We start from the raw sequence: 24,381 nt of genomic DNA on the forward strand, positions 1-24,381 counted from the left end.
GCAAATGGAGCGGGGCCTTAATTATGCGGGGACCAAGACTTCCTTGCGGAACCATTCGGCGCTCAGCATCACGCCCTCTTCATAGGGAATGGCGCAGACCCAGCCCGGCAAAATCTGGTTGCACAATGTCAGGTCGGGACGACGATTGGTCGGGTCCTGCGCCACAGGCGGCAGGAACACGATCGGGGACTTGGGGAAATGGCTCTGGATGAACTCAGCCACTTCGATCACCGAAATTTCACGGTCATTGCCGATATTGAGCGGGCCGGGAAAGTCTGTGCCGTCGCGCCAGAAATAGCGTTCCAACGCCTCCACGATATCGTCGATATGCCCCCAGCTGCGGGTTTGCGAGCCGTCGCCGTAGATGGTGATCGGCTTGCCCTGCAGCGCCTGGGTGATGAAATTGGAGACGGCACGACCATCGTCGGGACGGGTGCGTGGGCCGTAGACATTGAACAGGCGCACGACTTTTACGCGTGTGCCGTGCACTCTGTGGGCCTCGAACAGCATGGCCTCGACGCATCTTTTGCTCTCGTCATAGGACGAGCGGGGGCCGGTGCAGTCAACCGAACCGCGGTAGGTCTCGGGCTGGGGCGTGATCACTGGGTCGCCATAGACTTCAGAGGTGGAAGTATATCCGATCACGCCACCTGGCTTAAGCAGGTTCAGCAAATTGAGAGCGCCGAGCACATTGGCCGAAATGGTGCGCAAAGGCTGCGTCATGTACCAGGGCGGAGACGCCGGAGACGCCAGGTGATAGATTTCATCGAACTTAGTGTCAGACGTGAAAGTTTCGACGTCCGATTGTACGAATTCTACCCGCGCATCAGAAATTGCAGCCAGATTTTCGAGCCGACCCGTCCATAGATTGTCGACTATGACCAGCCGATCGATATCGTTGCGACGGCAAAGGCGATCGGCCAGATGTGATCCGATAAACCCACAACCTCCGGCAAGAAGTACTTTCTTCATATTGCATTCCCTGCCGAACCATGTCAGCGGACTACAGTCTAAAAATAACGTTATATTACCGATGAATTGGCCGCAACTTTACTGTTGAGTTTACCTTAATCCGTGCACTTCAATGCAATTTGGCTCCCCGCTGGATGCCGATGCAGCCGCGCTAATGCTAGCGGACTGTTCACATTGAGCTGGCATTTGGGCCGTTCCGGTGTAGCTTTTCGGCATGGGCAGCGAAAAACTTCAGACCTATCGGAAGAAACGCGATTTCTCCAAAACTCCGGAGCCGACCGGCACGGTCAGCCAGACCGGCAATCGCTTCGTCGTGCATAAGCATTCCGCCACTGCCGACCATTATGACCTGCGGCTCGAGCTTGATGGCGTGCTTAAGAGCTGGGCGGTGCCCAAGGGCCCTTCCCTGAACCCGGCCGACAAGCGGCTCGCGGCGGCGACGGAAGATCACCCGCTCGACTATATCGACTTCGAGGGCGTGATCCCCGAGGGGGAATATGGCGGCGGGCCGATGATCGTGTGGGATACGGGTGTGTGGGCGCCGATGGGCGATCCGCATACGGATCTGGAAAAGGGCAGTTTCAAGTTTCGCCTGGCCGGGGAGAAGCTCAATGGCGGGTGGATGCTGACCCGCCTCAAGGGCAAGCCGGAGGACAAGGGGCGCGATAATTGGCTGCTGTTCAAGGAACGCGATCCGGCCATGGATACCGAGATCGATATCCTCATGGCACGACCGGAAAGCGTGAAAAGTGGCCGCCGCATCGAAGAGCTGGTGGCGGCCCCTGCCCCGGCAAAGCGTAACAAACTCGTTCCCGGTAAACTGCCCAACGCGATCAAGGCACCAATGCCGGACAAGATCGATCTGCAATTGGCCAGCCCCGCTGCCGCGCCGCCCAAGGACTCGGATTGGCTGCATGAAATCAAGTTCGATGGCTATCGCACCATGGCCTTTATCGAGGCCGGCAAGGCGCGCCTGATCACCCGCGGCGGTCTCGACTGGACGCGGCGCTATGGCGACCTGCCCAAGGCGTTTGCCGCGCTCGATTGCAAGCAGGCGATCATCGATGGCGAAATCGTTGTGCTGGACGGTCAGGGCATCAGCCGCTTCGGCAAATTGCAGGATGCCCTATCGGAGGGCGCGGGCAACAAGCTGGTCTTCTATGCTTTCGACCTGCTCTATCTCGACGGCTGGGATTTACGGGCCGCCCCATTGCACAAGCGCAAGGCCCTGCTCGTGCAATTGCTTGCGGGCCATATCAATGCCCGCTCGGCGCTGCATTACAGCGACCACATGGAAGGCGATGGCGGCCCGCTTTATGACCTGGCGTCGGAAAAAGGCCTTGAAGGCATCGTCTCCAAGCGGAGCAATAGCCCCTATCTCGGAGGTCGTTCATCCAGCTGGCTCAAGATCAAGGCGCTGCTGACCGGGGACTTCGTCATTGCCGGCTACAGCGATAGCGAGAAGGCCGGCGGCATTGGCGCCCTGGGCATGGCCGAATGGGTCGATGGCGAGTTGCACTATCGCGGCAAGGTCGGCACCGGGATTGACGCGACGACCATGCGCGCCCTGCTCAAGCGGCTCGAGCCGATGCGCATCCCCGGCAAGCTGGACGGCGCCCCGCCCGAAATCATGCCGGTGCGCCCCACCCTCACTGCCCGCATCCAATATGCCGTTATCACAACGGACGGCATGCTGCGCCACGCCACGTTCAAAGGCCTGCGCGAGGCGGAGCTGACCACGCCCGCCACCACGCCGCGCAAGCGCATCATTTCAGATGCCGACCTGGCCGGCATCTGGGTGACCAATCCGACGCGGCGGCTGTTCGGCAAGTCCGGCCCGACCAAACTCGATATCGCAGTCTATTACGCCGCGGTGGGCGACTACATGCTACCGCATCTGTTCAATCGGCCGGTGTCGCTGTTCCGCTGCCCCAGCGGCAGCACCAAGGATTGCTTCTTTCAGCGCCACGCCTTCACCGGCATGCCATCGACGATAAAGGTCTTCGAGACCAGGAATTCGGATGACGAAACGCGGACTTATATCGCAGTCGAAGACGCCAAGGGCTATCTGGCGCTGACGCAGTTCGGCGTGGTGGAATTCCACGTCTGGGGCACCCATGAAAGCCATCTCGACAAGCCTGACCGGGTGATTTTCGACCTCGACCCCGGCGAGGGCGTGGAATGGCGCGATGTGGTCAATGCCGCCGTGCATCTGCGCGGCGAACTTGAGCGCATGGGGCTGGTCCCCTTCGTCAAAACCTCGGGCGGACGGGGCGTCCATATCGTCGTGCCCATCACACAAAAGCTGGGCTGGAAACAAGTACACCAGGCCAGCTCCGCCATTGCCAGCCGTCTCGCTGCGACCGGCCGCGACACCTTCGTCACCCAGATGGGCGCGGACAACCGCAAAGGCCGGATTTTCATCGATTTCTATCGCAATGCGCGCAGCGCCACAGCTGTTGCCGCCTATTCGTTGCGGGCAAGGCCCCACCTGCCAGCATCGACGCCAATTGATTGGCGCGATCTGGAGTCCATCGACTCTCCGGTTGACCTCAATTATTCTTCGCTTCCGGGTCTATTAACCACATCAGGCGACCCCTGGGCCGAAATTAACGAGTCCGCACGGGATTTGCCGTCATGATTTCTTGTGGTGAGGAAGTTATTCGCGCGTAGGAGGCGAAGATGGCCGCGAGAGCAAGTTGGAAGGGCCAGTTGCGACTGAGCCTGGTGAGTTGTCAGGTGAAGCTGTTTCCGGCAACCAGTGCCTCGGAACGCATCAGTTTCAACCAGTTGCACAAGGAAACCCATAACCGCATCAATATGAAAGCGGTGGACCCCGAACTGGGCCTGGTCGAGCGGAGCGACCTGGTGCGCGGCTACGAATACGAGCCCAAGCAATACATCATCATCAATGATGCCGATATCGACGCGGTGCGCATAGAATCCAACCACACCATGAATATCGAAGCCTTTGTCGATGCCGGCGAGGTGGACGTGCTCTATCAGGACACGCCCTATTATCTGGCGCCGGACGGGGCCATGGCCGAGGAAACCTTCGTGGTGCTGCGCGAAGCTTTGCGCAAAAGCGGCAAGGTCGCCATTGCCCGGCTGGTGCTGACCAGCCGCGAGCGCGTGGTGACCATCGGCGCCCGCGAAACCGGCATGTTCGTCACCACCTTGCGCAATCCCAATGAAGTGCGCGGCACGGCCGAATATTTCGACAATATCCCGGTCGGCAAGCCTGACCCCGAAATGCTCGATCTGGCGCAAAAGTTGATCGAGCAGAAGGTCACGACCTTCAATCCCAAGGATTATGAGGATCGCTATGAGCAGGCACTGATGGCCATGATCCGCGAGAAGCTCAAGGGCCACAATCCGATCATTGCGGCAGCACCCGAACGCGGTAATGTCATCAACTTGATGGATGCGCTGAAGGCGAGCCTGGGCGAAGCCAAACCGGCGGCCAAGAGCAAGACCAAGGCTGCGCCGGCCGCAAAGGAATCCCCGGTCAAAGCCTCGCTGAAGGCGGCGCTGGACGCCTCCAAGGCCGCGGCACCCAAGGCGGCATCGAAGAAAAAGGCCTAGACGAGCATGGATTTGAGCGGGGAGAGCTTTGGCGTCGTTGGCGCCCTGCAGGCCTTCCCGCTCCGGCTGGCCGCAAAACGCGTCGCAAGTCATGGCGGGCGGCTGCACCGCAATGTCACCCGCGCCACGACGAGTGTGGTTTTCGGCCGTACTCTGCTGGCCCGGCATGACGAAGCCGAAATCGAGCGCCGGGTGCAGACCGCGCCCGCCTCGGCCAGGACGCTGAGCGAAAACGGCTTCCTGCGGCTGCTTGGCTCCCTGCCCCCGGTCCCGGCCGCCAATATCAGCAGGCATTCCATTCTCGACCAGTCGGGGCTGGCCGGACCTGTGTTCGACCTGCTCGCTCTGTTCGACGCCTTCGAGCATCCCGCCGAGCCGTTCTCATTTCGCGACGTCATTCTTGCGAAGAAATATGCGGGCCTGCTCGCTAGTGGCGCGGCTTGGAGCGCCGTGGCGCGCTCCATCCATCAGATCGGCCCGGTCGGCTCGCTGACCGCACTGACGCTACGTTCGAGCGGCACCGAAAGGATCATCACGCAGGACGCCCATTCCTTTTCCGAACTCGATGGCCAGCGCCTGCTGGCCCTGCCTGAGGGCGAGGACGAGGCCGAGGATTATTTTGGCCTGGCCGAAACCGCCGAGGCCGCGGGCCTGCTGGCCGAAGCCGCCACGCTCTACGCCCATTGTTCGGCCATCGACCCCAGCGACGCCACGGCGGCCTTCAACCTGGGCAATTGCCTGCGCGCGCTGAACCAGCCCGACGAGGCGGCTTTGGCCTATGCCACTGCCCTCAAGCGCGATTCCGGCTTTGTCGAGGCCTGGTTCAATTACGGTGGCCTGTTGCGCGACAGCGGCAAGCTCAAACCCGCGCGGCAGCATCTGGCGCGCGCCGTCGAACTGGACCCCCTCTATGCGGATGCGGTCTATAATCTGGCGGCCATCGCCTATGACACGGACGACCTCTCGGGTGCCCGGCACTATTGGCGGCGGTATCTGGAACTCGACGCCACCTCGGACTGGGCCAAGCGCGCCCGTGCCGGCATTGCCGTGGCGGATCAACATTTACGGAAATCGGCAGGCTGATATGACGACGGATTTTCTCTTTGACGGCCCCGAAGATGCTCGCGTCACGCTGTTGCTGGCGCATGGCGCGGGCGCGCCGATGGACTCCGCCTCGATGACTGCTACGGCCAAAGCGCTGGCCGATGCCGGGTTTCGCGTCGCGCGCTTCGAGTTCGCCTACATGGCCGCCCGCCGCACCGAGGCGGGCCGCAAGCCGCCGCCGCGCGCCGATAAGGTGATCCCCGAATTCATCGCCGCCGTGGACGATCTGGGCCCCACCAATGGCCCGCTGATCATTGGCGGCAAATCCATGGGCGGGCGGGTGGCCAGCATGGTGGCCGATCCGCTGTTTGCGGCCAACCGGATCGCGGGGCTGCTGTGCCTAGGCTATCCCTTCCACCCACCCGCCAAACCAGACCAGTTGCGCACCAAGCATCTGCTCGATCTCAAGACGCCAGCGCTGATCTTTCAGGGCACGCGCGACGAATTCGGCTCACCCGAAGAGATCGCGGGCTACGCGTTGTCATCCAATATCGCGGTCAAATTCCTCGAAGACGGCGACCATGATCTGAAGCCGCGCAAATCCATTTCAGGGTTCAGCGCGGCCGATCACCTCAAAACCATGGCTGGCGAGGTCGAGGCCTGGACACGGCGGATCACAAGCTGAAAATCGCCACCTACAATATCAACGGGATCAATACGCGCCTGGCCAATCTTATGGATTGGCTCGCCGACGCCGCGCCCGATGTGGTGTGTCTGCAGGAGCTCAAGGCCAATGAGCGGCAGTTTCCGGCCGGGGCGCTGGCCGATGCCGGTTATGGTTCGGTATGGCAAGGGGAATCCGCCTGGAACGGCGTCGCCATTCTCGCCAAAGGCGTCGAGCCGGTGCTGACGCGGATCGGGCTCCCGGGCGATGAGGATGACAAGCAGGCGCGCTATATCGAGGCGGCCGTCAACGGCGCCATCGTGACCTCGCTCTACGCGCCCAATGGCAATCCGCGGGGCCCGAAATTCAACTACAAGTTGGCCTGGACCCAGCGGCTGCTTACGCACGCCGAAGAGCTGTTCGCTACCGGCCTGCCAGTGGTTTTGGCGGGTGACTACAATATCGTGCCCGAGCCGCGCGACATCTACGAGACCACGTCCTATCGCGACAATGCCTTGGTGCAGCCGGAAAGCCGGGCGCTGTTTGCGCGGCTGCTGGAGCAAGGCTGGACTGACGCCATCCGCAAGATCCATCCAGACGAAACCGTCTACACATTCTGGGATTACATGCGGAACCGCTGGCCTCGCAATGCCGGGCTGCGGCTCGACCATTTGCTGTTGAGCAAGCCGCTGGTACGCAAGCTGGTGGATGCGGGCGTAGACCGCGAGGCCCGGGGCGCCGAGCATGCCAGCGACCATGCGCCGGTGTGGATTGAGTTAAAGGATTAGTGCGAAGAAAGGCGGGGACCGCCTTGCCCGCCTCGGTATTCTCTAGCTTGCTTGCTCCACCGCGCCGCCGGCCTCGGTCCAGTCCTTGAAGCCGCCCAGGTTGAACACCTCGGGATAACCCATATCCTTGAGCAACTTGCCGCTAAGAGCGGAACGGCCGCCGGACGCGCAATAGACGATGATCGGGCGGTCCTTGGTCAGTTCGGCATTGTGATAGGGCGTGTCCGGATCCGCACGGAAATCCAGCATGCCGCGGGAAATGTTCACAGCACCCGGCACCTTGCCGCTGGCCGCTACTTCTGGCGCATCGCGCACATCAATGACGAGGGCATTGCGCTCGGCGATCAATTTGCGGGCTTGCTCTGGCGAGATTTTTGGCACCACCGCATTGGCAGCAGCCATCATTTCCTTGACACTTGTCGTCATGGGTTTCCTCCATGTCGCCGCCGCAGCATTATACGCCACGTGCCGTGCTGTGCCCAGCAATCATCGCCATGACGAAAGGTGAGCACAATCGTATGCTTTTCAGGATGTTACATGCCCCTCATCTCGCGCAACATTAATTCAGCGGCTTTCTCGGCGATCATGATTACGGGGGAATTGGTGTTACCCGAAACGATGGTCGGCATGATCGAGGCGTCCACGACCCGCAGACCGCCGAGACCATGCACCTTGAGGCTCGCGTCCACCACGGCCATGTCGTCCGTCCCCATCTTGCAGGTGCCAACGGGGTGAAAGATCGTCGTGGCGATGTCGCCTGCCTTGTGCGCCAGGTCCGCCTCGGAGGTGAATTGGGGGCCGGGCAGATGCTCCTGGGGCTCGAAGCGGGCAATGGCCCTGGTTTGCATCAGCTGGCGCGCGTGCTGGATGGAGCGGGCGGCGATCTGGCGGTCGGTTTCGGCACTGAGATAATTCGGCCGGATCTTGGGCGCAGCGCCCGCATCCGGGCTTTCCATATGGATGGTCCCACGGCTGTCAGGCCGCAGATTGCAGACCGACACCGTCACCGCGCCAAACTTGTGCAGCGGCTCGCCCAACCTATCGGTCGAGAGCGGCTGCACATGATATTCCAGATCTGGCGTTTCGAGCCCCGGATGCGACTTGGCAAAAATGCCGAGCTGGCTGGGCGCCATCGACAGGGGTCCAGTGCGGCGCAGGGCATATTCTGCTCCCATGGCGGCACGGCTGAACAGGTTGTGGTAGCGCGTATTGAGCGTCACCGCATTGCTGACCTTGAAGACGGTGCGTATCTGCAAATGATCCTGCAAATTCTCGCCAACACCGGCCAGTTCATGCCGCACCGGAATACCGAGACGGCCAAGGATATCAGGCCGGCCGATGCCGCTGAGTTCGAGGATTTTGGGCGTATTGACCGCACCAGCCGACAGCACCACTTCGCGGGATGCCGTGGCGGTCTTCACCCTGCCCTCGTGCCGCAGACGCAGACCGGTGACGCGGCGGCCGTCCAGCGTCAGGGTTTCGACTTCAGCGCCGGTCATGACGGTGAGATTGGTGCGATGCAGCACCGGGCGCAAAAACGCCTTGGAGGTGTTCCAGCGCACGCCATTGCGCTGATTGACCTCGAAATAGCCGGCGCCCTCATTATTGCCGGCGTTGAAATCATCGACCTTGGGGATGCCCATTTCGGCCGCCGCATCGCGGAAGGCGTCGAGAATGGGCCAGGCGAGGCGCTGTTTCTCGACCCGCCACTCGCCGCCGCCGCCATGCAATGGCGTCTCGCCGGCATGGTGATGTTCGGATTGCCGGAAGAAGGGCAGCACGTCGTCCCAGGCCCAGCCGACATTGCCCAGCTGCCGCCAGTGACCGTAGTCGGCGGCCTGGCCGCGCATATAGATCATGCCGTTGATAGAGGAGCAGCCGCCCAGCACCTTGCCGCGCGGGTAGTTCAGCGCACGGCCATTGAGCCCGGCTTCGGGCTCGGTCTTCATCATCCAGTCGGTGCGGGGATTGCCCATGCAATAGAGATAGCCGATGGGAATATCGACCCAATGGTAGCGGTCGCTGCCACCGGCTTCGAGCAGCAACACGCGATTGGCCGGGTCGGCGCTCAGCCGATTGGCCAGCACGCAGCCGGCCGAGCCGGCGCCCACAATGATGAAATCGAAGCTCCCCAGTTGCTCAGTCACGCGGCATTGTCCTTGGCCATATTGGCCCAGATCGGCTTCATCGCCCGGCCAAGTTCGAGGAACGTGGCATAGCGCCGATCATAGACCGGTTTGAGCGCCGGACTGGGCTCGAAGCGCTTGGCGACGGCGGTCATGCGCGCGGCGCCTTCGGTGAAATCGGCAAAAAGACCAATGCCGGTGCCCGCCGCAATGGCCGCGCCAAGCGCACCAGTCTCGCGGCCGCGCGCCACGGTCACTGGAACACCCAGCAGATCGGCGAAAATCTGCGGCCAGACCGAGCTGCGTGAACCACCGCCCGACAGCACCGCTTCGGTGAAACCAGCGCCAGCCGAAGCCAGCGTTTCGATGTGACGGCGATGTTCGAACGCCACGCCCTCGAACAGCGCCCGCAGCATATGCGCCTTGGTGTGCCAGCCCAGAATGCCGTAATAGCCGGCGCGGGCCTGCCCATCCTGCTGCGCGCCGAACAGGAAGGGGTGGTAGATCGGCATTTCGTCGCGCGGATCGACCGAGGCGACCAGGGCGCTACAGCGCTCAAAGGCCGCTCCGTGATCCTCGCCGAAGAACTCGCGCACCATCCACTCGAGATTCACCGCCGAGGTGGCGCTGGATTCGATCGCCAGCCACCGCTGTCGATCGAAAGTGCAGAGCATGAAAATCGAGGGATCATCGGGCGCCTCGTCGGTCACCACCTGATTGATGCTCCAGGTGCCGGCAATGATCGAGGCGGCCCCGGTCTGCGTCACGCCGGAGCCGATGGCGCTGGCCACCACATCAAACAAGCCGGCCACCACCAGCGTGCCGGCCCGAAGGCCAGTCGCAGCCGCAACATCCGCGCTGATATGCCCGGCAATGTCGGTCGGCTCAAGCAGAGCGGGCAATAGTGGCAGGCAATCGTCCAGCCCATAGGCGGCCATGAGATCGGCCGAATAGGTCCGCTCGGGCACCTGCAGCAGGCCGCAGCCGGCCATGTCCGATGTCTCCGAAACCCGCGTGCCGGTCAGCCGCCAAACGACATAATCCTTGCACAGAAACACCGTGCCGATCTCGGCGAACAGGTCCGGTCGGTGCTGCTTGAGCCAAGCCAGCAGTGTTGGGGTCTGCGCCGCCCAGGGCTTTTGCCGACACAGCGGAAAGGTCTTTTCCCCCACGCCCTCGGCCTGCCATTCCCGCACGGTCTGGCTACCCCGTGTGTCGATCGACTGGATACCGATCAGCGGCGCACCAGCGCGGTCCAGCGCATAGAGCCCGTTGCCGTGCCCGGCGCAGCCGATGGCACGGATATCGGCCGCGTCGATCCCAGCGGCCTCGACACATCGGCGGATCACCTGCTGCGTATTGACCCAAAGTTCATCGAGGTCGCGTTCGACATGGCCCGGCTGCGGCATAGTGCTCTGACCATCCTCGGCAGCCACAGCCAACTCGTTCCCCGCCAGATCAAAAATGATCGCCTTGATGACGGTATTGCCCGCATCCAGTCCCAGAATATAGTCCGCCATAAAGTCCTCCCCGGACGTAGTGTTTTTAGCCCTGGTTGTAGCGATCCCAGGCTTGTTCGCCGCTGGCGTTGTCGTGGATGATGGCCATCAGCCCGCGCACCACCGCTGCCGGGTTGGCATGCTGGTAGATATTGCGGCCATAGACCATGCCCTGCGCGCCCTGCCCCATCAGCGCGGCCGACTTATTGAACACGGCCCGCAGATTCTCCTTGCCGCCGCCACGAACCAGCACCGGGCAACGCGCTGCCTGCACCACTTTGTGGAAATCGGCGGCATTGCTGGTCGGGTCGGCCTTGATGATATCGGCACCCATTTCTCGGGCCAGCCGGGTCAGCGTCACGATCTTTTCGGCGTCGCCGTCGACCTGATAACCGCCGCGTTCGGAATTGGGCAGCATGACTAGCGGCTCGATCATCAGCGGCATGCCGTATTTGTCGCAATCGGCACGGACGCGAGCGATGTTGTTGACGCATTGCCGGAACAGATCGGGCTCATCGGGCAACATAAAGAGGTTGACCACGACACAAGCCGCGTCCAACTGCAAAGCCCCGATCAGCGGCTCGGCCTCGTTCTGTAATTGCGCCCACATCACGCGGTGGCGCTGCTTGTTATAGGGATTGCCCATGTCGAGCCGCATCACCAAAGCCGGCTTGGCCTTGCCCTCGCGTTCCTGCAGCAGATCGGCCTGGCCGAAATTCATCTGGATCGCGTCGGGTCCCGCCGCGACCAGGCTATCGACGACAGCACCAATATCTTCGAGACCATCGAGGAAGCTGGGTTCATTGCACACGCCATGATCGATCGCGACATCGAGGCATCGCCCCTTGCCGAACAGACGATTCAGGCGGACTTTCTTGGCTCCCATAACGGGGACTCCTCACTATCTCGATGTAAAAGCGTTGCCTCGTCGAGGCCGTAATTGCGGGCCAGCAGCGCGAGGAAATCAGCACGTTCGAGCGCCCGGCGATCCGCCGGCCAGCCGCGTTCCATGCCCAGCAGATCGAGCGTGACGTCGATCACGCCTAGCGACAGCCTGCCGCTGATGCCAATGGCTGTGCGTCGCAGCAGCAGGTCGGCAAGTGTTTCGACATGTTCGACGCCGATCAGATAAAGCAGTTCCCGCCGCCAATACCCGCTCCGGCCGATCTCGACGTCGGGGCCGGCGGCCATGAAACCAGCGACGTTCTCGGCCTCGGTGCCATAGCGTTCAAAAAGGCTCTGCGTAACCGCGCGATCCAGATCATAGCGGGCGCAGAGGGCGTCGATCCAATTGTCCGCCTCGACAGGAAAGTCCCGGCCGCCACCGATGGCAAGCGTTTCGGTATCCCGAAAACGCGCGCGTCCCAGCCGATCCAGCACCAGATCGGCCGCCATGGCGCCGAAGGAGCGGAACGTCGTCCACTTGCCGCCGACCATGCAGACGACCGGCACGTCGCCCTCGATCACCTCACAGAAATGATCGCGCGGAATGCGGCCGGTCACCTTGTCGTCGCTGGCCGGCAGGGGCCGGACGCCGGCGAACTGGAAGATGATGTCTTCGTCGGCAATCTCGATCTCGGGAAAGACGAAGCCCAGCGATTGCAGGATATAGGCCCGCTCTTCGGGTTCGCAGCGCACGCTTTCGGGATCGTCGGTGCGAATATCGGTGGAGCCGACCAGCACATTGCCCAGATACGGAAAGAGGATGCAGATGCGGCCATCTTCGTTCTCGTAATAGATCATGTGCCCGTCGAGCGCTTTGAACAGAGCGCGGTTGGTGATGACCAGATGCGAGCCCTTGGTGCCACCCATGATGCGATGCTGCGCGCTGCCGATGGCGGCATTGGTCAGGTCGATCCAGCCGCCTGTCGCGTTGATGATCAACTTGGGCGCGATGGGGTACCCTTCCCCGCTGCGCTCATCGTGCAGCATGAGTCCACCGCCACCACGGTCGACGCGGGCATAGTTGATCGCCACCGCGCCGGGGCATTCCGCCACGGTGTCGCGCAACATTTCCATGCCCAGCCGCTCGGGATGGCTGACCCAGGCGTCGTAATAGGTCGCCGAATTGCAGAGCGACGGATTGATCGCCGGCCAGCGCGCCATGGTTTCGCGCCGGCTGCGGAATTCATGCCTGGGCATGGCGCGGCGTCCGCCGGTAAACAGGTCGTAGAGCACGAGCCCCGTCTTGATCACCAGCGCCCCACGCCGGCTGGGCTTTCGCGTCAGGCCGAGAAAGCGGAACGCGCTATTGGTCAGGCCGGAAAAGCGATCAAAGATCGGGACGGTGGTCGGCAGCGGCTTCACATAATGGGGCGCATTGGCCAGCAGGCGATCCCGCTCGAGCAGGCTTTCGCGCACCAGCTTGAATTCGCCATTTTCGAGATAGCGCAACCCGCCATGCACCATGCGCGACAGAGCCGCGCTGGCGCCGGAGCAGAAGTCGGATTTTTCGGCCAGCACCACGTCGACGCCATTCAGCGCCAGCTCGCGGAACACCGAAATGCCGTTGATGCCGCCGCCAATGACCAGCACGTCAATTTCAGGCCGCTCGCGCAGCCGGGCCCAGCTCTGTGCGCGGGTCATCAGCGATCGAGCCCCACCAGATGGGTTGCGATGGCGGCGTCGATATTAGCTAGGTCGTCCGCGCTCAGGGCCAGCGTGCCGGCCCGCGCATTGTCCAGCGCCTGTGCTGGATTGCGCGCACCACACAGGCCGAAGGTGATGCCGGGTTGTTGCAGCGTCCAGGCGATCACCAACTGGGCAATACTGGAGCCGTGACCATCGGCCAATGGCCGCACCGCATCGGCAAAGCGCGCGACTTTGACCCGATTGCCGGCGGAAAATAGCGGATCGGTGCGCCGCTGATCGTCGCCCTCGAATTGCCGATCTGGCCCGATCTTGCCGGTCAGCAAGCCCAGCGCCAGCGACGAATAGCTTAGTGTCGAGACGCCGTGCTGCCGGGCAATCGGCAGGAGCGTGGTTTCGACCTCCCGATCGAGCATCGAGAACCGTTCCTGGATGGAGTCGAGCTGGCCGGCGGCGATATAGGCGTTGAGGTCGTCAGCGCTGGCATTGCTGGCCCCGATGGCGCGAATTTTACCGGCGGCCTTGAGGCGGGTCAGCGCCTCCATCGTCTCGGACACCGGAGTGGTCGGGTCCTGCCAATGGGTGATGTAGAGGTCGATATAGTCGGTGCCGAGCCGTTTCAGGCTCTGTTCGACCTCATAGGCAATGCCATCAGCGCCGAGATAGCGGTGCACCGGCTTGCCGTCTGCGTCGAAGAAATGATTGCCCCTGCCGTTGTGCCAGTTGAGCCCGCATTTGGTGGCGAGCACCACCTTGTCGCGTTTCCCCGCAATGGCGGCGCCAACGATTTCCTCGCTGCGGCCCAGGCCATAGGCAGGGGCCGTATCGATCAGCGAAATCCCGGCGTCGATCGAGGCTTCGATCGCCTTGGCCGCAGCGGCCTCATCGGTGCCGCCCCACATCCAGCCGCCAATGGCCCAGGTGCCCAGACCCACGGCCGAGGCGACAATGCCGGAGTGGCCGATTTCACGAGTGAGCTGGCTCATGCTGCCACCGCGGCGGCTTCGATGACCTGGATGGCAGTTGCCTCGTCGGTCACCAGCGTATCGAGATGATTGCCGCGCATGACGCTGAGAATGGGAATGACCTTGCTCGGGCCGCTGGCCACGCCGATCTTGTTGGGGATTTCAGCGAATTCGGGCAGTGTCAGCGACACCAGCGTGTCGTTGAGCGTGTAACCGGCCAATTGGCCTTTTTTGTCGATCAGATGCGCCAGCAATTCCCCGGCAGCACCCGATTGTTCTATGGTCTTGCGATCTTGCCCCGAGGTCGGGTGCAGATCGTAATAGCTGGAGTCATCGGCCAGGATAGAGCCAATGCCGACCACGGCCAGATTGGCCTCGCGGCCACGGCGGAACACGTCGTCGACGGCGCGCATTTTCATCAGCATGGCGCGTTCCTCGGCGCTATCGGCAAATAGCGGGGCATGAATCTGGAAGGCATGGCCGCCCAGCCGCTCGGCCAGTTCGGTGGCCACGTGATTGACGTCGGTATAGTGCTTGCCCTGCACCAGCCCCGTCGCCGGAACCACCTGCACATTGAAGCCGTGCTGCCCCTTGAGGCCATTGGCGATGGCGCTGACGCCCTTGCCGCCGCTGATGCACAGCACGTCGCCGTCCCGAATGGTCTCGACCAGCAATTGCCCGGCCGCTTCGCCGACGCTTTGCAGTGTGGTCAGCGGATTGTCCGACACGGTGGGCACCACCATGGCCCGGCTGATGCCGCCTAAGGCGCGCAATTGCTCCTCGATGGCCACCAGATGTTCCACCGGCGACTTGATCTTGATCTCGACGAGCCCGGTCTGGCGACCGCGCTTGATCAGCCGGTTGACGCTGGCATGGCTGATGCCAAGCGCCTTGGCGATTTCGCCCTGGGTCTGCCCTTCGATGAAGTGCAGCACCAGCGCGCGATGCATCTGGCGGGCAATGGCAGTATCGTCGCGGAGGGTCTTGGAAGTCATGAAAATGGTCCTCAGCGCTTCTTGCTATGCAGGAAATGATCGATCGATACGGCGCCCAACAGGATGCAACCCTTGATCATGTCCTGCCAGTAAACCGACACATCGAGCAGGATCAGCGAGCTGCTCACCACCGACAGCAGCGCCATGCCCAATATGGCGCCGAAAATGGTGCCGGAGCCGCCGTTGAGCGAGGCCCCGCCGATCACCGCCGCGGCGATGATGTTGAGCTCCATGCCGACGCCGAAAGTGGGCGTGGCGGCGCCGAACCGGCTCATATAGATGACGCCGGCAACACCGGCCAAAGTCGAGCACAGCACCGTCACCCAGAATTTGACCTGGCGGGTGCGGATGCCGGAATACTGCGCCGCCTTCTCGTTGGAGCCGGTATAGAACACCTTGCGGAACGCCGTAGCGCGGCGCAGCAGGAAGTCGAAGATCACGACAACAGCCACGAAGATGATGATGACAAAGGGAATGCCGTAGAACTCGCCCTGCCCGATCGCCTTGAACTCAGGTGGCAGCGTAAAGAGCGACAGCGGCGTGCCCTTGGTGACGATCAGGCTCATGCCGCGCACGATAACCATGGCCGCCAGCGAGGTGATGAAGTGGTTGAGCCCCACCACGGTGACGAAAAAGCCCATGGCCGCGCCGATCAGCGCGCTGACGGAAATGCCGATCAGGCTGGCCGTCCAGGGGTCCAGCCCCATGAGGAACATGGCGCCGGACACGACCATGGAGAAACACACCACCGAGCCCACCGACAGGTCGATCCCGCCCACGATCAGCAGCACGGTCATGCCGACAACGACAATGCCTTCCACCGAAAAGCTCATCAGCATGGCGCGCACATTGCCCCAGGTGGCGAAATGCGGCGAGGCGAAGGTCATGGCGATGGAGAGCGCCAGGATGATGACGATCAACCCGGTTTCGCGCATGACGAAGAAGCGGCCAATGGACAATTTCTGCGGCGCCTGGCCGGGCGCAGCGAGCGCGGTCTCGCCGGTTTGATTAAGCGACATCGGCCAAATCTCCTGTGTTGGTAACGCCCGATGCTAGCCGGATCACGGCTTCCTCGGTCATAGCTCCAGACAATTCTCCCGCCACCCGCCCCTCGCGGATGACCACGACGCGGTCGCAAACCCCGATCAATTCGGGCAGCTCCGACGAGATGACGATGACGCCAACCCCGCTTTGGGCCAGCTCGCGCAGCAATTTGTGAATTTCGGTCTTGGCGCCGACATCGATGCCGCGTGTCGGCTCATCCATGATGATGATCTTGGGATTGACCGAAATCTGCTTGGCGATGGCGACCTTCTGCTGATTGCCGCCCGATAGCGAGGACACCGGCGCATCAATGCCGCCCATGCGCACGCCCATTTTCTGGGTCAGCGTTCGCGCCTGATCGGCCTCTTTCCGGCGATCGAGCAGAATGCCTGAGGTGACCTGCTTCAAATCCAGCACGGAAATATTGGCCGCAATCGACATATCGAGGAACACGCCCGACGCCTTGCGGTCTTCCGAGAGATAAACCAATCCCTTGCGCACCGCCGATGGATAATCGCGGATGTTCACGGGCTCGCCATTGAGCGCCACCTTGCCGCTACTCACCGGCGCAAGGCCGCAAAGCCCCAACGCAATTTCGGTACGGCCCGCGCCGATCAACCCGCCAAGGCCAAGGATTTCGCCGGCCTTGAGCTCAAAGGAAATGTCCGTGAAGCGCGCGCCGTCCGAAAGCCCCTCGACCGAAAGCAGCGTCTTGCCCGGCGCGCCCACGAGCTTGGCCGGATAGATCTGGGAAATCTCGCGACCGACCATGCGGCGCACCACCAGATCAGGCGTCATGTCGCTGACCTTGTCGGTGGACATGTGGCGCCCATCGCGGAACACGGTGACCCGGTCGCATAGCTCGAAAATCTCGGCCATGCGGTGGGAAATATAGATGATCGAAATGCCGCGTGCCTTGAGCCCGCGGATGATCTGAAACAGCGCCTGCGTCTCGGTTTCGGTGAGGGCGGCGGTCGGCTCGTCAAAGATCAGCACCCGGCAATCCAGCGTCAGCGCCTTGGCGATCTCCACCAATTGCTGGTTGGAGATCGACAGGTCCGCCACGCGCCGGCGCACCTGGATGGGGGCCAGCAGGTTCATGACCTTTTGGGCATCGCGATTGAGCGTGGCGTAATTCATCAAAGGCGAGCGGCGCGCATTGGTGGCGGCCATGAAGATATTCTCAGCCACGCTCGCATCCTGGCACAGCGCGATTTCCTGATGCACCAGCCCGATGCCGAGCTTCTGCGCCGTCGCCGGGGACGAAATTGTGGTCACCGCCCCATCGAGCAGGATTTCCCCTGATGTGGGCTGCAGAATACCGGCGGCAATATTCATCAAGGTGGATTTGCCCGCGCCATTCTCGCCGCACAGGGCATGGATTTCGCCAGGCTCCAGCGAGAAGTCGACGGAGGTCAATGCATGGATGGCGCCGAACTGCTTGGAGACGCCGCGCATTTCTAGAACAGGATGGTTCGGCATCATGGTCTCGTGGGTTTGGTGGGCCGGAGGGCCTTAGCCCTCCGGCGATAATCGTGGTGCTAGCGGCTTACTCTTCGATGCCCTTGGTGCCGCGGCGCTTGAGGTAATCGTCCCAATAGAAGTCGTCGGCGTTTTCAGCAGTGACGATCGAGAAACCATTGTCGACAAAGGGCACGGCCATGGCATTGTCGCCGGACCGGGCATAGTCGTTCATCGGATCGATCAGCTCGGGATGGGCCGCCATCCAGAGCAGCATGAAGCCCATATAGCCCTGCATGCCCTGGTTGGGATTGACCGAGCCGAAAATGTCGCCGGCCTTGATCATGTCGAGAATGTTCTCGTTGACGTCGGCCAGCATGACCCGAACCTTGCCACCATTTTCCTTGCTGGCCTGAGCCGCGCCGATAGCCGAATTGGCTTCGGGCATGAACACCGCGCCCAGATCGGGATTGGCCTGGATCAGGCTCAGCACGGCCTGGTACGCCTTTGCGGGATCCTGGTTGGAGGCCGCGCGGCCGACCAGTTTCATGTCAGGCCATTTGGCTTCCATGCGGGCGATGAAGGCGGCGACACGCTTGTCGTGATTGTCCTGGCCCGGATTTTCGAGCACGGCATATTCGCCCTTGCCGTCCATAGCCTCGGCCACGGCATCGGCCGCATAGGTGCCTTCAGCCAGATTATCCGAGGTGATAAAGGACGTGCGCTTGGAATTGGGCGAGTCAGCGGCAAAGGTCACCACGGCGACGCCCTGATCGACAGCGCGATTGATCGGCTCGACAAACGGGTCCGAATTCATCGGATGCACCAGGATACCGGCTGGGTTCTGCGCCAAGGCCTGGTCGAAGCTGGCGATCTGCTTGGTCACGTCATATTCGGGCGTGCCGGTATAGGCTGTTTCGCAACCGAATTGCTGGCCGGCCTGCTTGAACATTTCATAGACCGGGAACCAGTATTCGACGCCCGACACCATGACGTTCATGACGTATTTTTCACCCGGCTGGCATTTGAACGGGTTCTCGGTCTGGGCCGCAACATGGCCAGAGCCAAGCAAAGCCGTGGTGACGAACGCCGTTGCCAGCGTGCTCAGAATTTTGCGCAAGATTCCTCCCTCCGGCCGAAGCCGTCGCAATGCATCTCCCTGGCCGGCACTGCCGGTGGGGCATGGATTTTGTGAAACCGCGATCCTCCTCCGAACCGCAGCGGCCCCACAATTGTCCGCAGAGTGAGTTGATGTCAATATAATTCATTGCCTGAATTATATTTCAGGAGACTTGTGAATTGAGCTGCTGCGCATCGGGACAAAGCCCAACCGAACGCAAGTGCCACCTTCCGCACTTCTCATCGGGTGCCGCTCTGACATCATGCGGGTTCGCGAGCCGGCAGGAGGCCAGCATGGCCCATCCCTTTCTCAATCTTCTCAGCGATCGCAAGATCGGCGCCCTGTGGACCGGGCTCGCCTTCTCGGGAATCGGCAATGAGCTGAACCGGATCGCCATGGTCTGGCTTGCCATCCAGATCGCCGGCGCGAATGCCAGCTGGGTTGCAACGGCTCAATTCGCCATTGCCTTAGTCGTCAGCTTGGGTGCGTCGGCCTTTGCCGACCGGATCGCGCCGCGTTCGCTCATGATCGCCACCGACCTGTTGGCGGCGCTCGTCGCGCTCGTGCCCCTGGTTTTTGCCAGCACTATTGGGCTGAGCCTTGAAGTCTTAATCGGTACATCCATGGCCCTTGCCGCATTGGGCGCGCTGTTCCAGCCAGCCCTGCTCTCGAGCGTTCCGCTGATCGCCCAAACCCGCGAACGCGTTCAAGGCGTGAACGCACTGCTCGACGCCACCGCGCGCCTGTCGCGATTGCTGGGACCGTTTCTAGCAGGCCCGTTAAGTGCTTTCGTCCCGATGCTGCATTTCCTGACGATCAACGCGGCCAGCTTTCTGGTCTCCGCCTGCGGGATCGCGCTTGTCGGCAAATCCATCGGCACCCCCGCCCGCACGCAAGACACCGCCTCTATCCGGGAGCGGCTGGCGCGCGGCCTTATGGTTGCTCGAAAGGAACCGGAAATCCGCATAGTGCTTGCCGCAAATACCATCGTGCTGGCCGCCTGGTTCATCGCGGTCGGGCTCGGCCTGCCCTTCCTCGCGGCCAGTGCCGAAGTGGCGAGCCTGCCACTGACCGGCATCGGCGCCCTGGCGGCCTTGGCTGGCGCATACGGGGCCGGCGATTTCATCGGCAATTTGCTCGTCGCAGGCGCGCGGCCAAGACGCGTTGGCCGCTTCATGTTCACCGGCTATCTTATCCTGGGAACCGGTCTGGCCCTGGTCCCGATCCTGCTATGGATTCTGCCGCCATTCCTCGCCCTGCCCGCCATGCTGCTGGCCTGCTTTGCTGCCGGTCTGGGCGGCCCCATGTTCTTCATCTCCATGATGACCCTATTTCAGACCGGGCTGAACCGCCCCGATCTGAGCAGCCTGATCCGCTTCCGGGCGGCCCTCAGCGCCGCCGCCATGATGCTGGGTTCCGCCGTCTCGTCCCTTCTCTTCAGCGGCTTGGGCGCCGCGCCGACAATCCTGGCTGCCGGGGCCCTCATTGCGCTGGTCGGCGCCTGCGGCAGCAGTTTCTGGCCGGATTTGGGCACCGCAGCGCAAGTCAAGTAGCTTGATCCTGCCTATTGATGCACCGCCTCAAGCTTGTGCCCTTCCGGATCAACCACGAAGGTCGCGTAATAATGCGCGCCATAATGCGGCCGCAGGCCTGGTGCGCCGGCGTCCGTGCCGCCATGCGCCAAAGCTGCGGCGTGGAAGCGATCCACAGCGGCTCGGTCAGGCGCCTCGAAAGCCAGATGAAATCCCGCGCCGGGTGGCGATGCTCCGGCGCGCTCGAAGATATTGAGCTTCTCCCCGCCGCCGGCACTGCCATAGCCCAGGCCGCCTTCGCCGGTCCAAAGCCGCACATATCCTAACGCAGTGAGCACGGCGTCGTAGAACAAGGCCGCTTTGGTCAGGTCACGCACACCGAGCGAGACGTGCCCCAGCATCAGTGGAACCGTACATCCGTCACACCCTCAAGCGCCTTGATGCCGCCAGCCACTTCTGCCGTCAGCCGATAGCTGCCCGGCAGCTCGATCTCGTATTCGCGCGCGCCGCCATCGCGGATCACCACGAAATTGACCGAGCCTTCCCCGCCGCGCTTGAGCTGGCTGCTGATCGAGCCCAACGCCTTGGCGTCCGCCGCAAACACCGTCAGCCGCCGGTCGACTTTTTCGGCAATGCCGTCAATCGCCTCGGCCGATAAGAGCCGCACGCTGATCCCTTCGGCTCGCTCGTCCGCGCCAACCATCAGGATCACCGACTTGCCCGGTTGCAACAGGCTCCCGAACTCATTGATCTGCTCGGAAAAGGCGATGCATTCGTAACTGCCGCTCTGATCCGACAGGGTCAGGATCATCATCGGCGTGCCCTTGCGGGTACGCCGGTCCTGCCGCGAGGCAATGGTTCCGGCCAGTCGCCCGGCCGACGCGCCATCCTTGACCGCCCGCTCGAAATCGCTCCAGCGCTGCACGCGCATGCGCTCGAACAGGTCCGAATAAGCATCCAGCGGATGCGCCGACAGATGGAACCCGATTGCCGCCAATTCGCGGTCGGCGCGCTCGGTCGTGGTCCAGGCCGGCACCCCGGCCGGCAGCTTGAACGGCTCCGGCTCGCCGGTGTCGAACATGTTCCACTGCCCCTCATTGCGCTCGCTCGCCAAGGCCTGGGCCGTGCCGATCACCGTTTCGATGGCAGCAAAAGCCAGTTCACGCCGCGGCGCCAATTCATCGAATGCGCCAGCACTGACCAGCGTTTCCAGCGTGCGCTTGTTCATCATGCGCGGATCAACGCGACGGGCGAAATCACCCAGATCCTTGAATGGCTTATCGCCCCGCACCTCAACAATATGTTCGGCTACCTGCCGGCCCACGCCCTTGACGGCGCACAGCCCGTAGAGAACCTTCTTGTCCTTGACCGAAAACAGGACTTCCGACTTGTTGACGCAAGGGGGCACGATCTCGATGCCTTTCTTGCCCGCTTCGCGGCGGAATTCGGAAAGCTTATCGGTATTGCCCATATCGAGCGTCATCGAAGCCGCGAAGAATTCATGCGGATGATGCGCCTTGAGATAGGCAGTCTGGTAGCTCACCAGCGCATAGGTCGCTGCGTGGCTTTTGTTGAAGCCGTAATTGGCGAACTTGGCGAGCAGGTCGAAAATCGTGTCGGCCAGGTTCTTGGTCAACCCGAACTTGACCGCACCATCGCGGAAACGCTCGCGCTGCGCATCCATTTCGGCCTTGATCTTCTTGCCCATGGCGCGGCGCAGCATATCGGCTTCGCCTAGCGAATAACCCGAGAGCAGCTGGGCGATCTGCATCACCTGCTCCTGGTAAACGATGATGCCATAGGTTTCGTCGAGCACCGATTTCAGCGCATCATGGGGATATTCGATTTCCTCATCTCCGCGCTTACGGGCGCAGAACAGGGGAATATTGTCCATCGGGCCGGGGCGATAGAGCGCCACCAGCGCGATGATATCCTCGAAGCGGTCAGGCTTCATATCGACCAGCGCGCGCCGCATGCCGCCGCCTTCCACCTGGAAGACGCCGAACGTGTCCCCGCTCTGGTAGAGCTTGTAGGTCGGCACGTCATCGATCGAGATATCCTCGATCCGGAAGCTGCCGCCGTCCTGGTTGACCATGTTGACGGCATATTGGATCGTGGTCAGCGTCTTGAGGCCGAGGAAGTCGAACTTAACCAGCCCGGCCGCCTCGCTCCACTTCATATTGTATTGGCAGACCGGCATATCCGAGCGCGGATCGCGGTAGAGCGGCGCCAGATCCTGCAACGGCCGGTCGCCGATGATGATGCCGGCGGCATGGGTCGACGCGTGCCGGTACAGGCCTTCCAGGTTCTTGGCGATGGCCACCAGTTCGCCCACGGTCTCGTCATCCTCGACCATGCGGCGGAACTGGGGTTCCTCATTCATCGTCCGCTCGATCGACCACGGATCGGTTGGATTGGCCGGCACGAGCTTGCACAGCCGGTCCACCTGCCCATAGGGCATTTGCAGCACGCGCCCGACGTCGCGCAGCACGGCGCGAGCCTGCAGCGTTCCGAAGGTGATGATCTGCGATACCTGTTCGAAGCCGTATTTGCTCTGCACATAGCGGATCACCTCTTCGCGGCGGTCCTGGCAGAAGTCGATATCAAAGTCCGGCATCGACACGCGTTCCGGATTAAGGAAGCGTTCGAACAGCAGGTTGTAACGCAGCGGGTCGAGGTCCGTGATGGTGGTTGCATAGGCCACCAGCGAGCCCGCACCCGAGCCGCGGCCCGGCCCCACCGGAATGCCCTGCGACTTCGCCCATCGAATAAAATCAGCCACGATAAGGAAATAGCCGGGAAACTTCATCGACTGGATGATGTTGAGCTCGAACTCCAGCCGGTCACGATATTCCCGCTCGGTCTTGGTCGGATCGATCACCCCGGTCTTGAACCGGTTCTCCAGCCCGCTTACCGCCATTTCGCGCAAGGCCTGCGCCTCAGCGGCCACGGCCTCGTCCTCGCTCAGGTCCGGCGCGGCCGCGAATTTGGGCAGGATCGGCTTGCGCTTGAGCGGCCGATAGGAAATGCGCTGCGCGATCTCGACGGTCGAATCCAACGCCTCGGGCAAGTCCGAGAACAGCGCCACCATCTCGGCACGGGTCTTGAAATAATACTGATCGTTGAGCTTGCGCCGCTCGGTCTGGGCAATCACCGTGCCGCCGGCAATGGCCAGCAAAGCATCGTGTGCCTCGGCCTCGGCGACCGACTTGAAGAAGGGCTCATTGGTCGCTACCAGCGGAATACCCTTGCGATAAGCGTAATCCACCAGCCGTGGCTCGACGGCGGCCTCTTGCGGGCGGCCATGGCGCTGCAATTCAATATAGAAGCGATCGCCGAACAAATCCGCCAGCCGGTCCAGCCGGCGGGTGGCATTGGCGTCCTGCCCCTGGGCAAAGGCCATATCGATGGCGCCTTCCGGCCCGCCGCTGAGGCAGATCAGGCCTTCCAGCCCTTCCCGGCTCAGCCAATCGAGCCGCGCCGTCGCCGCGCCGCCTTCACCATCAAGATAGGCGCGCGACACCAGGCGGGAGAGATTTTCAAAGCCCAATTCGGTCTGCGCCATCAGCACGACGCTGGACTTGCCCGACCAGGCGACGTGGCCGCGTTCGCTGACCCGCTCTTCACTGGCGGCAAAGTCGATCGGCAGTTCCACCCCGATCAGCGGCTGAATGCCCTTGCTGCTGGCCTTTTCCGAAAACTCCAGCGCCCCGAACAGGTTACTGGTATCGGAAATGCCCAAAGCGGGCTGATGGTCCGCCTTGGCCAGCTTGAGAATCGTGTCCAGCTGCAACGCGCCTTCCAGCAGCGAATAGGCAGAATGGACGTGCAGATGGATGAAGCCGGGGCCGCTCATGAATGCTCTCCTAGCCTGCCTTTGTGACAGGCCATGGCGGACGGCGAAACCATTTGGCGCCGCAATCCACAGGGGAAGGTCACACGAGTCGGGTCAGCATATCCATCCAGGTTAGCGAGCCGATAGTGAAGGCCCCGAGCG

19 protein-coding genes are annotated in these 24,381 nt (G+C 62.2%); 6 read left to right on the top strand and 13 right to left on the bottom strand.

Annotation, left to right across the window (positions count from 1 at the left end):
• Window positions 1-21 precede the first annotated feature (21 nt).
• Window positions 22-972 carry an NAD-dependent epimerase/dehydratase family protein gene (locus tag ACI3KW_RS05885; RefSeq protein WP_404847316.1) on the bottom strand — a complete coding sequence of 317 codons (951 nt, stop codon included), beginning with the start codon at window positions 970-972 and terminating at the stop codon, window positions 22-24.
• A 214-nt stretch (window positions 973-1,186) separates the two neighbouring features.
• On the opposite strand from ACI3KW_RS05885, the gene ligD reads away from it, so the two are divergent.
• Genes ligD through ACI3KW_RS05910 form a run of 5 tightly spaced genes read left to right on the top strand, consistent with a single transcriptional unit; the run spans window position 1,187 to window position 7,053 of the window.
• Window positions 1,187-3,613 (top strand): DNA ligase D, encoded by a 2,427-nt coding sequence (ligD, locus tag ACI3KW_RS05890; RefSeq protein ID WP_404847317.1) that lies wholly within the window; start codon window positions 1,187-1,189, stop codon window positions 3,611-3,613.
• A gap of 41 nt (window positions 3,614-3,654) precedes the next feature.
• Window positions 3,655-4,557 carry a Ku protein gene (locus ACI3KW_RS05895; protein WP_404847318.1) on the top strand — a complete coding sequence of 301 codons (903 nt, stop codon included), beginning with the start codon at window positions 3,655-3,657 and terminating at the stop codon, window positions 4,555-4,557.
• Window positions 4,558-4,563: 6 nt separating this feature from the next.
• On the top strand, window positions 4,564-5,640 hold the full coding sequence (locus ACI3KW_RS05900; protein ID WP_404847319.1) for a tetratricopeptide repeat protein: 1,077 nt from the start codon (window positions 4,564-4,566) through the stop codon (window positions 5,638-5,640).
• A gap of 1 nt (window position 5,641) precedes the next feature.
• Window positions 5,642-6,286 carry an alpha/beta family hydrolase gene (locus ACI3KW_RS05905; RefSeq protein ID WP_404847320.1) on the top strand — a complete coding sequence of 215 codons (645 nt, stop codon included), beginning with the start codon at window positions 5,642-5,644 and terminating at the stop codon, window positions 6,284-6,286.
• Window positions 6,283-7,053, top strand: coding sequence for an exodeoxyribonuclease III (locus ACI3KW_RS05910; RefSeq protein ID WP_404847540.1), 771 nt, complete (start codon window positions 6,283-6,285; stop codon window positions 7,051-7,053). Before ACI3KW_RS05905 ends, ACI3KW_RS05910 begins: the two co-directional genes overlap by 4 nt.
• A 42-nt stretch (window positions 7,054-7,095) precedes the next feature.
• Here the strand turns inward: ACI3KW_RS05910 and ACI3KW_RS05915 are convergent, their stop codons facing one another.
• From ACI3KW_RS05915 to ACI3KW_RS05960, 10 genes are all read right to left on the bottom strand, one after another.
• Complete coding sequence (locus tag ACI3KW_RS05915; RefSeq protein WP_404847321.1) at window positions 7,096-7,479, bottom strand: rhodanese-like domain-containing protein; 384 nt, start codon at window positions 7,477-7,479, stop codon at window positions 7,096-7,098.
• 107 nt (window positions 7,480-7,586) lie between these two features.
• Entirely contained in the window at window positions 7,587-9,200 is a 1,614-nt protein-coding gene (locus ACI3KW_RS05920; RefSeq protein WP_404847322.1) for a GMC family oxidoreductase, read from the bottom strand.
• Window positions 9,197-10,699, bottom strand: coding sequence for an FGGY-family carbohydrate kinase (locus tag ACI3KW_RS05925; RefSeq protein ID WP_404847323.1), 1,503 nt, complete (start codon window positions 10,697-10,699; stop codon window positions 9,197-9,199). The genes ACI3KW_RS05920 and ACI3KW_RS05925 overlap by 4 nt, the downstream gene beginning before the upstream one ends.
• A gap of 25 nt (window positions 10,700-10,724) precedes the next feature.
• Window positions 10,725-11,564 (bottom strand): class I fructose-bisphosphate aldolase, encoded by an 840-nt coding sequence (locus ACI3KW_RS05930; protein ID WP_404847324.1) that lies wholly within the window; start codon window positions 11,562-11,564, stop codon window positions 10,725-10,727.
• The gene (locus ACI3KW_RS05935; protein ID WP_404847325.1) at window positions 11,540-13,264 is read right to left on the bottom strand and encodes an FAD-dependent oxidoreductase; all 1,725 of its coding nucleotides are present in this window, start codon (window positions 13,262-13,264) and stop codon (window positions 11,540-11,542) included. Before ACI3KW_RS05935 ends, ACI3KW_RS05930 begins: the two co-directional genes overlap by 25 nt.
• A complete protein-coding gene (locus tag ACI3KW_RS05940; RefSeq protein WP_404847326.1) occupies window positions 13,264-14,253 on the bottom strand; it encodes an aldo/keto reductase in 990 nt (329 codons plus the stop codon). Before ACI3KW_RS05940 ends, ACI3KW_RS05935 begins: the two co-directional genes overlap by 1 nt.
• Complete coding sequence (locus ACI3KW_RS05945) at window positions 14,250-15,227, bottom strand: sugar-binding transcriptional regulator (RefSeq protein ID WP_404847327.1); 978 nt, start codon at window positions 15,225-15,227, stop codon at window positions 14,250-14,252. Before ACI3KW_RS05945 ends, ACI3KW_RS05940 begins: the two co-directional genes overlap by 4 nt.
• A gap of 11 nt (window positions 15,228-15,238) precedes the next feature.
• Window positions 15,239-16,162 carry an ABC transporter permease gene (locus ACI3KW_RS05950; protein WP_404847541.1) on the bottom strand — a complete coding sequence of 308 codons (924 nt, stop codon included), beginning with the start codon at window positions 16,160-16,162 and terminating at the stop codon, window positions 15,239-15,241.
• Window positions 16,163-16,235: 73 nt separating this feature from the next.
• The gene (locus ACI3KW_RS05955) at window positions 16,236-17,756 is read right to left on the bottom strand and encodes a sugar ABC transporter ATP-binding protein (RefSeq protein WP_404847328.1); all 1,521 of its coding nucleotides are present in this window, start codon (window positions 17,754-17,756) and stop codon (window positions 16,236-16,238) included.
• Window positions 17,757-17,820: 64 nt separating this feature from the next.
• A complete protein-coding gene (locus ACI3KW_RS05960) occupies window positions 17,821-18,852 on the bottom strand; it encodes a substrate-binding domain-containing protein (protein ID WP_404847329.1) in 1,032 nt (343 codons plus the stop codon).
• Between the two features lie 293 nt (window positions 18,853-19,145).
• On the opposite strand from ACI3KW_RS05960, the gene ACI3KW_RS05965 reads away from it, so the two are divergent.
• Window positions 19,146-20,405: an MFS transporter gene (locus ACI3KW_RS05965; RefSeq protein ID WP_404847330.1), complete on the top strand. Its 1,260-nt coding sequence runs from the start codon at window positions 19,146-19,148 to the stop codon at window positions 20,403-20,405.
• Between the two features lie 11 nt (window positions 20,406-20,416).
• Here the strand turns inward: ACI3KW_RS05965 and ACI3KW_RS05970 are convergent, their stop codons facing one another.
• Window positions 20,417-20,785, bottom strand: a complete 369-nt coding sequence (locus tag ACI3KW_RS05970; protein ID WP_404847331.1) for a VOC family protein — start codon at window positions 20,783-20,785, stop codon at window positions 20,417-20,419.
• Window positions 20,785-24,240, bottom strand: coding sequence for a DNA polymerase III subunit alpha (dnaE, locus tag ACI3KW_RS05975; RefSeq protein ID WP_404847332.1), 3,456 nt, complete (start codon window positions 24,238-24,240; stop codon window positions 20,785-20,787). Before dnaE ends, ACI3KW_RS05970 begins: the two co-directional genes overlap by 1 nt.
• Between the last annotated feature and the right edge of the window lie 141 nt (window positions 24,241-24,381).

The organism is Devosia sp. ZW T5_3 (genome assembly GCF_044987315.1).
GTDB lineage: Bacteria > Pseudomonadota > Alphaproteobacteria > Rhizobiales > Devosiaceae > Devosia.

Bases quoted from the DNA above. Each gene is read 5' to 3' on its own strand.
- ACI3KW_RS05885 (WP_404847316.1), bottom strand. From the start codon at position 972: ATGAAGAAAGTACTTCTTGCCGGAGGTTGTGGGTTTATCGGATCACAT.
- ligD (WP_404847317.1), top strand. From the start codon at position 1,187: ATGGGCAGCGAAAAACTTCAGACCTATCGGAAGAAACGCGATTTCTCC.
- ACI3KW_RS05895 (WP_404847318.1), top strand. From the start codon at position 3,655: ATGGCCGCGAGAGCAAGTTGGAAGGGCCAGTTGCGACTGAGCCTGGTG.
- ACI3KW_RS05900 (WP_404847319.1), top strand. From the start codon at position 4,564: ATGGATTTGAGCGGGGAGAGCTTTGGCGTCGTTGGCGCCCTGCAGGCC.
- ACI3KW_RS05905 (WP_404847320.1), top strand. From the start codon at position 5,642: ATGACGACGGATTTTCTCTTTGACGGCCCCGAAGATGCTCGCGTCACG.
- ACI3KW_RS05915 (WP_404847321.1), bottom strand. From the start codon at position 7,479: ATGACGACAAGTGTCAAGGAAATGATGGCTGCTGCCAATGCGGTGGTG.
- ACI3KW_RS05925 (WP_404847323.1), bottom strand. From the start codon at position 10,699: ATGGCGGACTATATTCTGGGACTGGATGCGGGCAATACCGTCATCAAG.
- ACI3KW_RS05930 (WP_404847324.1), bottom strand. From the start codon at position 11,564: ATGGGAGCCAAGAAAGTCCGCCTGAATCGTCTGTTCGGCAAGGGGCGA.
- ACI3KW_RS05935 (WP_404847325.1), bottom strand. From the start codon at position 13,264: ATGACCCGCGCACAGAGCTGGGCCCGGCTGCGCGAGCGGCCTGAAATT.
- ACI3KW_RS05940 (WP_404847326.1), bottom strand. From the start codon at position 14,253: ATGAGCCAGCTCACTCGTGAAATCGGCCACTCCGGCATTGTCGCCTCG.
- ACI3KW_RS05945 (WP_404847327.1), bottom strand. From the start codon at position 15,227: ATGACTTCCAAGACCCTCCGCGACGATACTGCCATTGCCCGCCAGATG.
- ACI3KW_RS05950 (WP_404847541.1), bottom strand. From the start codon at position 16,162: ATGCGCGAAACCGGGTTGATCGTCATCATCCTGGCGCTCTCCATCGCC.
- ACI3KW_RS05955 (WP_404847328.1), bottom strand. From the start codon at position 17,756: ATGATGCCGAACCATCCTGTTCTAGAAATGCGCGGCGTCTCCAAGCAG.
- ACI3KW_RS05965 (WP_404847330.1), top strand. From the start codon at position 19,146: ATGGCCCATCCCTTTCTCAATCTTCTCAGCGATCGCAAGATCGGCGCC.
- ACI3KW_RS05970 (WP_404847331.1), bottom strand. From the start codon at position 20,785: ATGCTGGGGCACGTCTCGCTCGGTGTGCGTGACCTGACCAAAGCGGCC.
- dnaE (WP_404847332.1), bottom strand. From the start codon at position 24,240: ATGAGCGGCCCCGGCTTCATCCATCTGCACGTCCATTCTGCCTATTCG.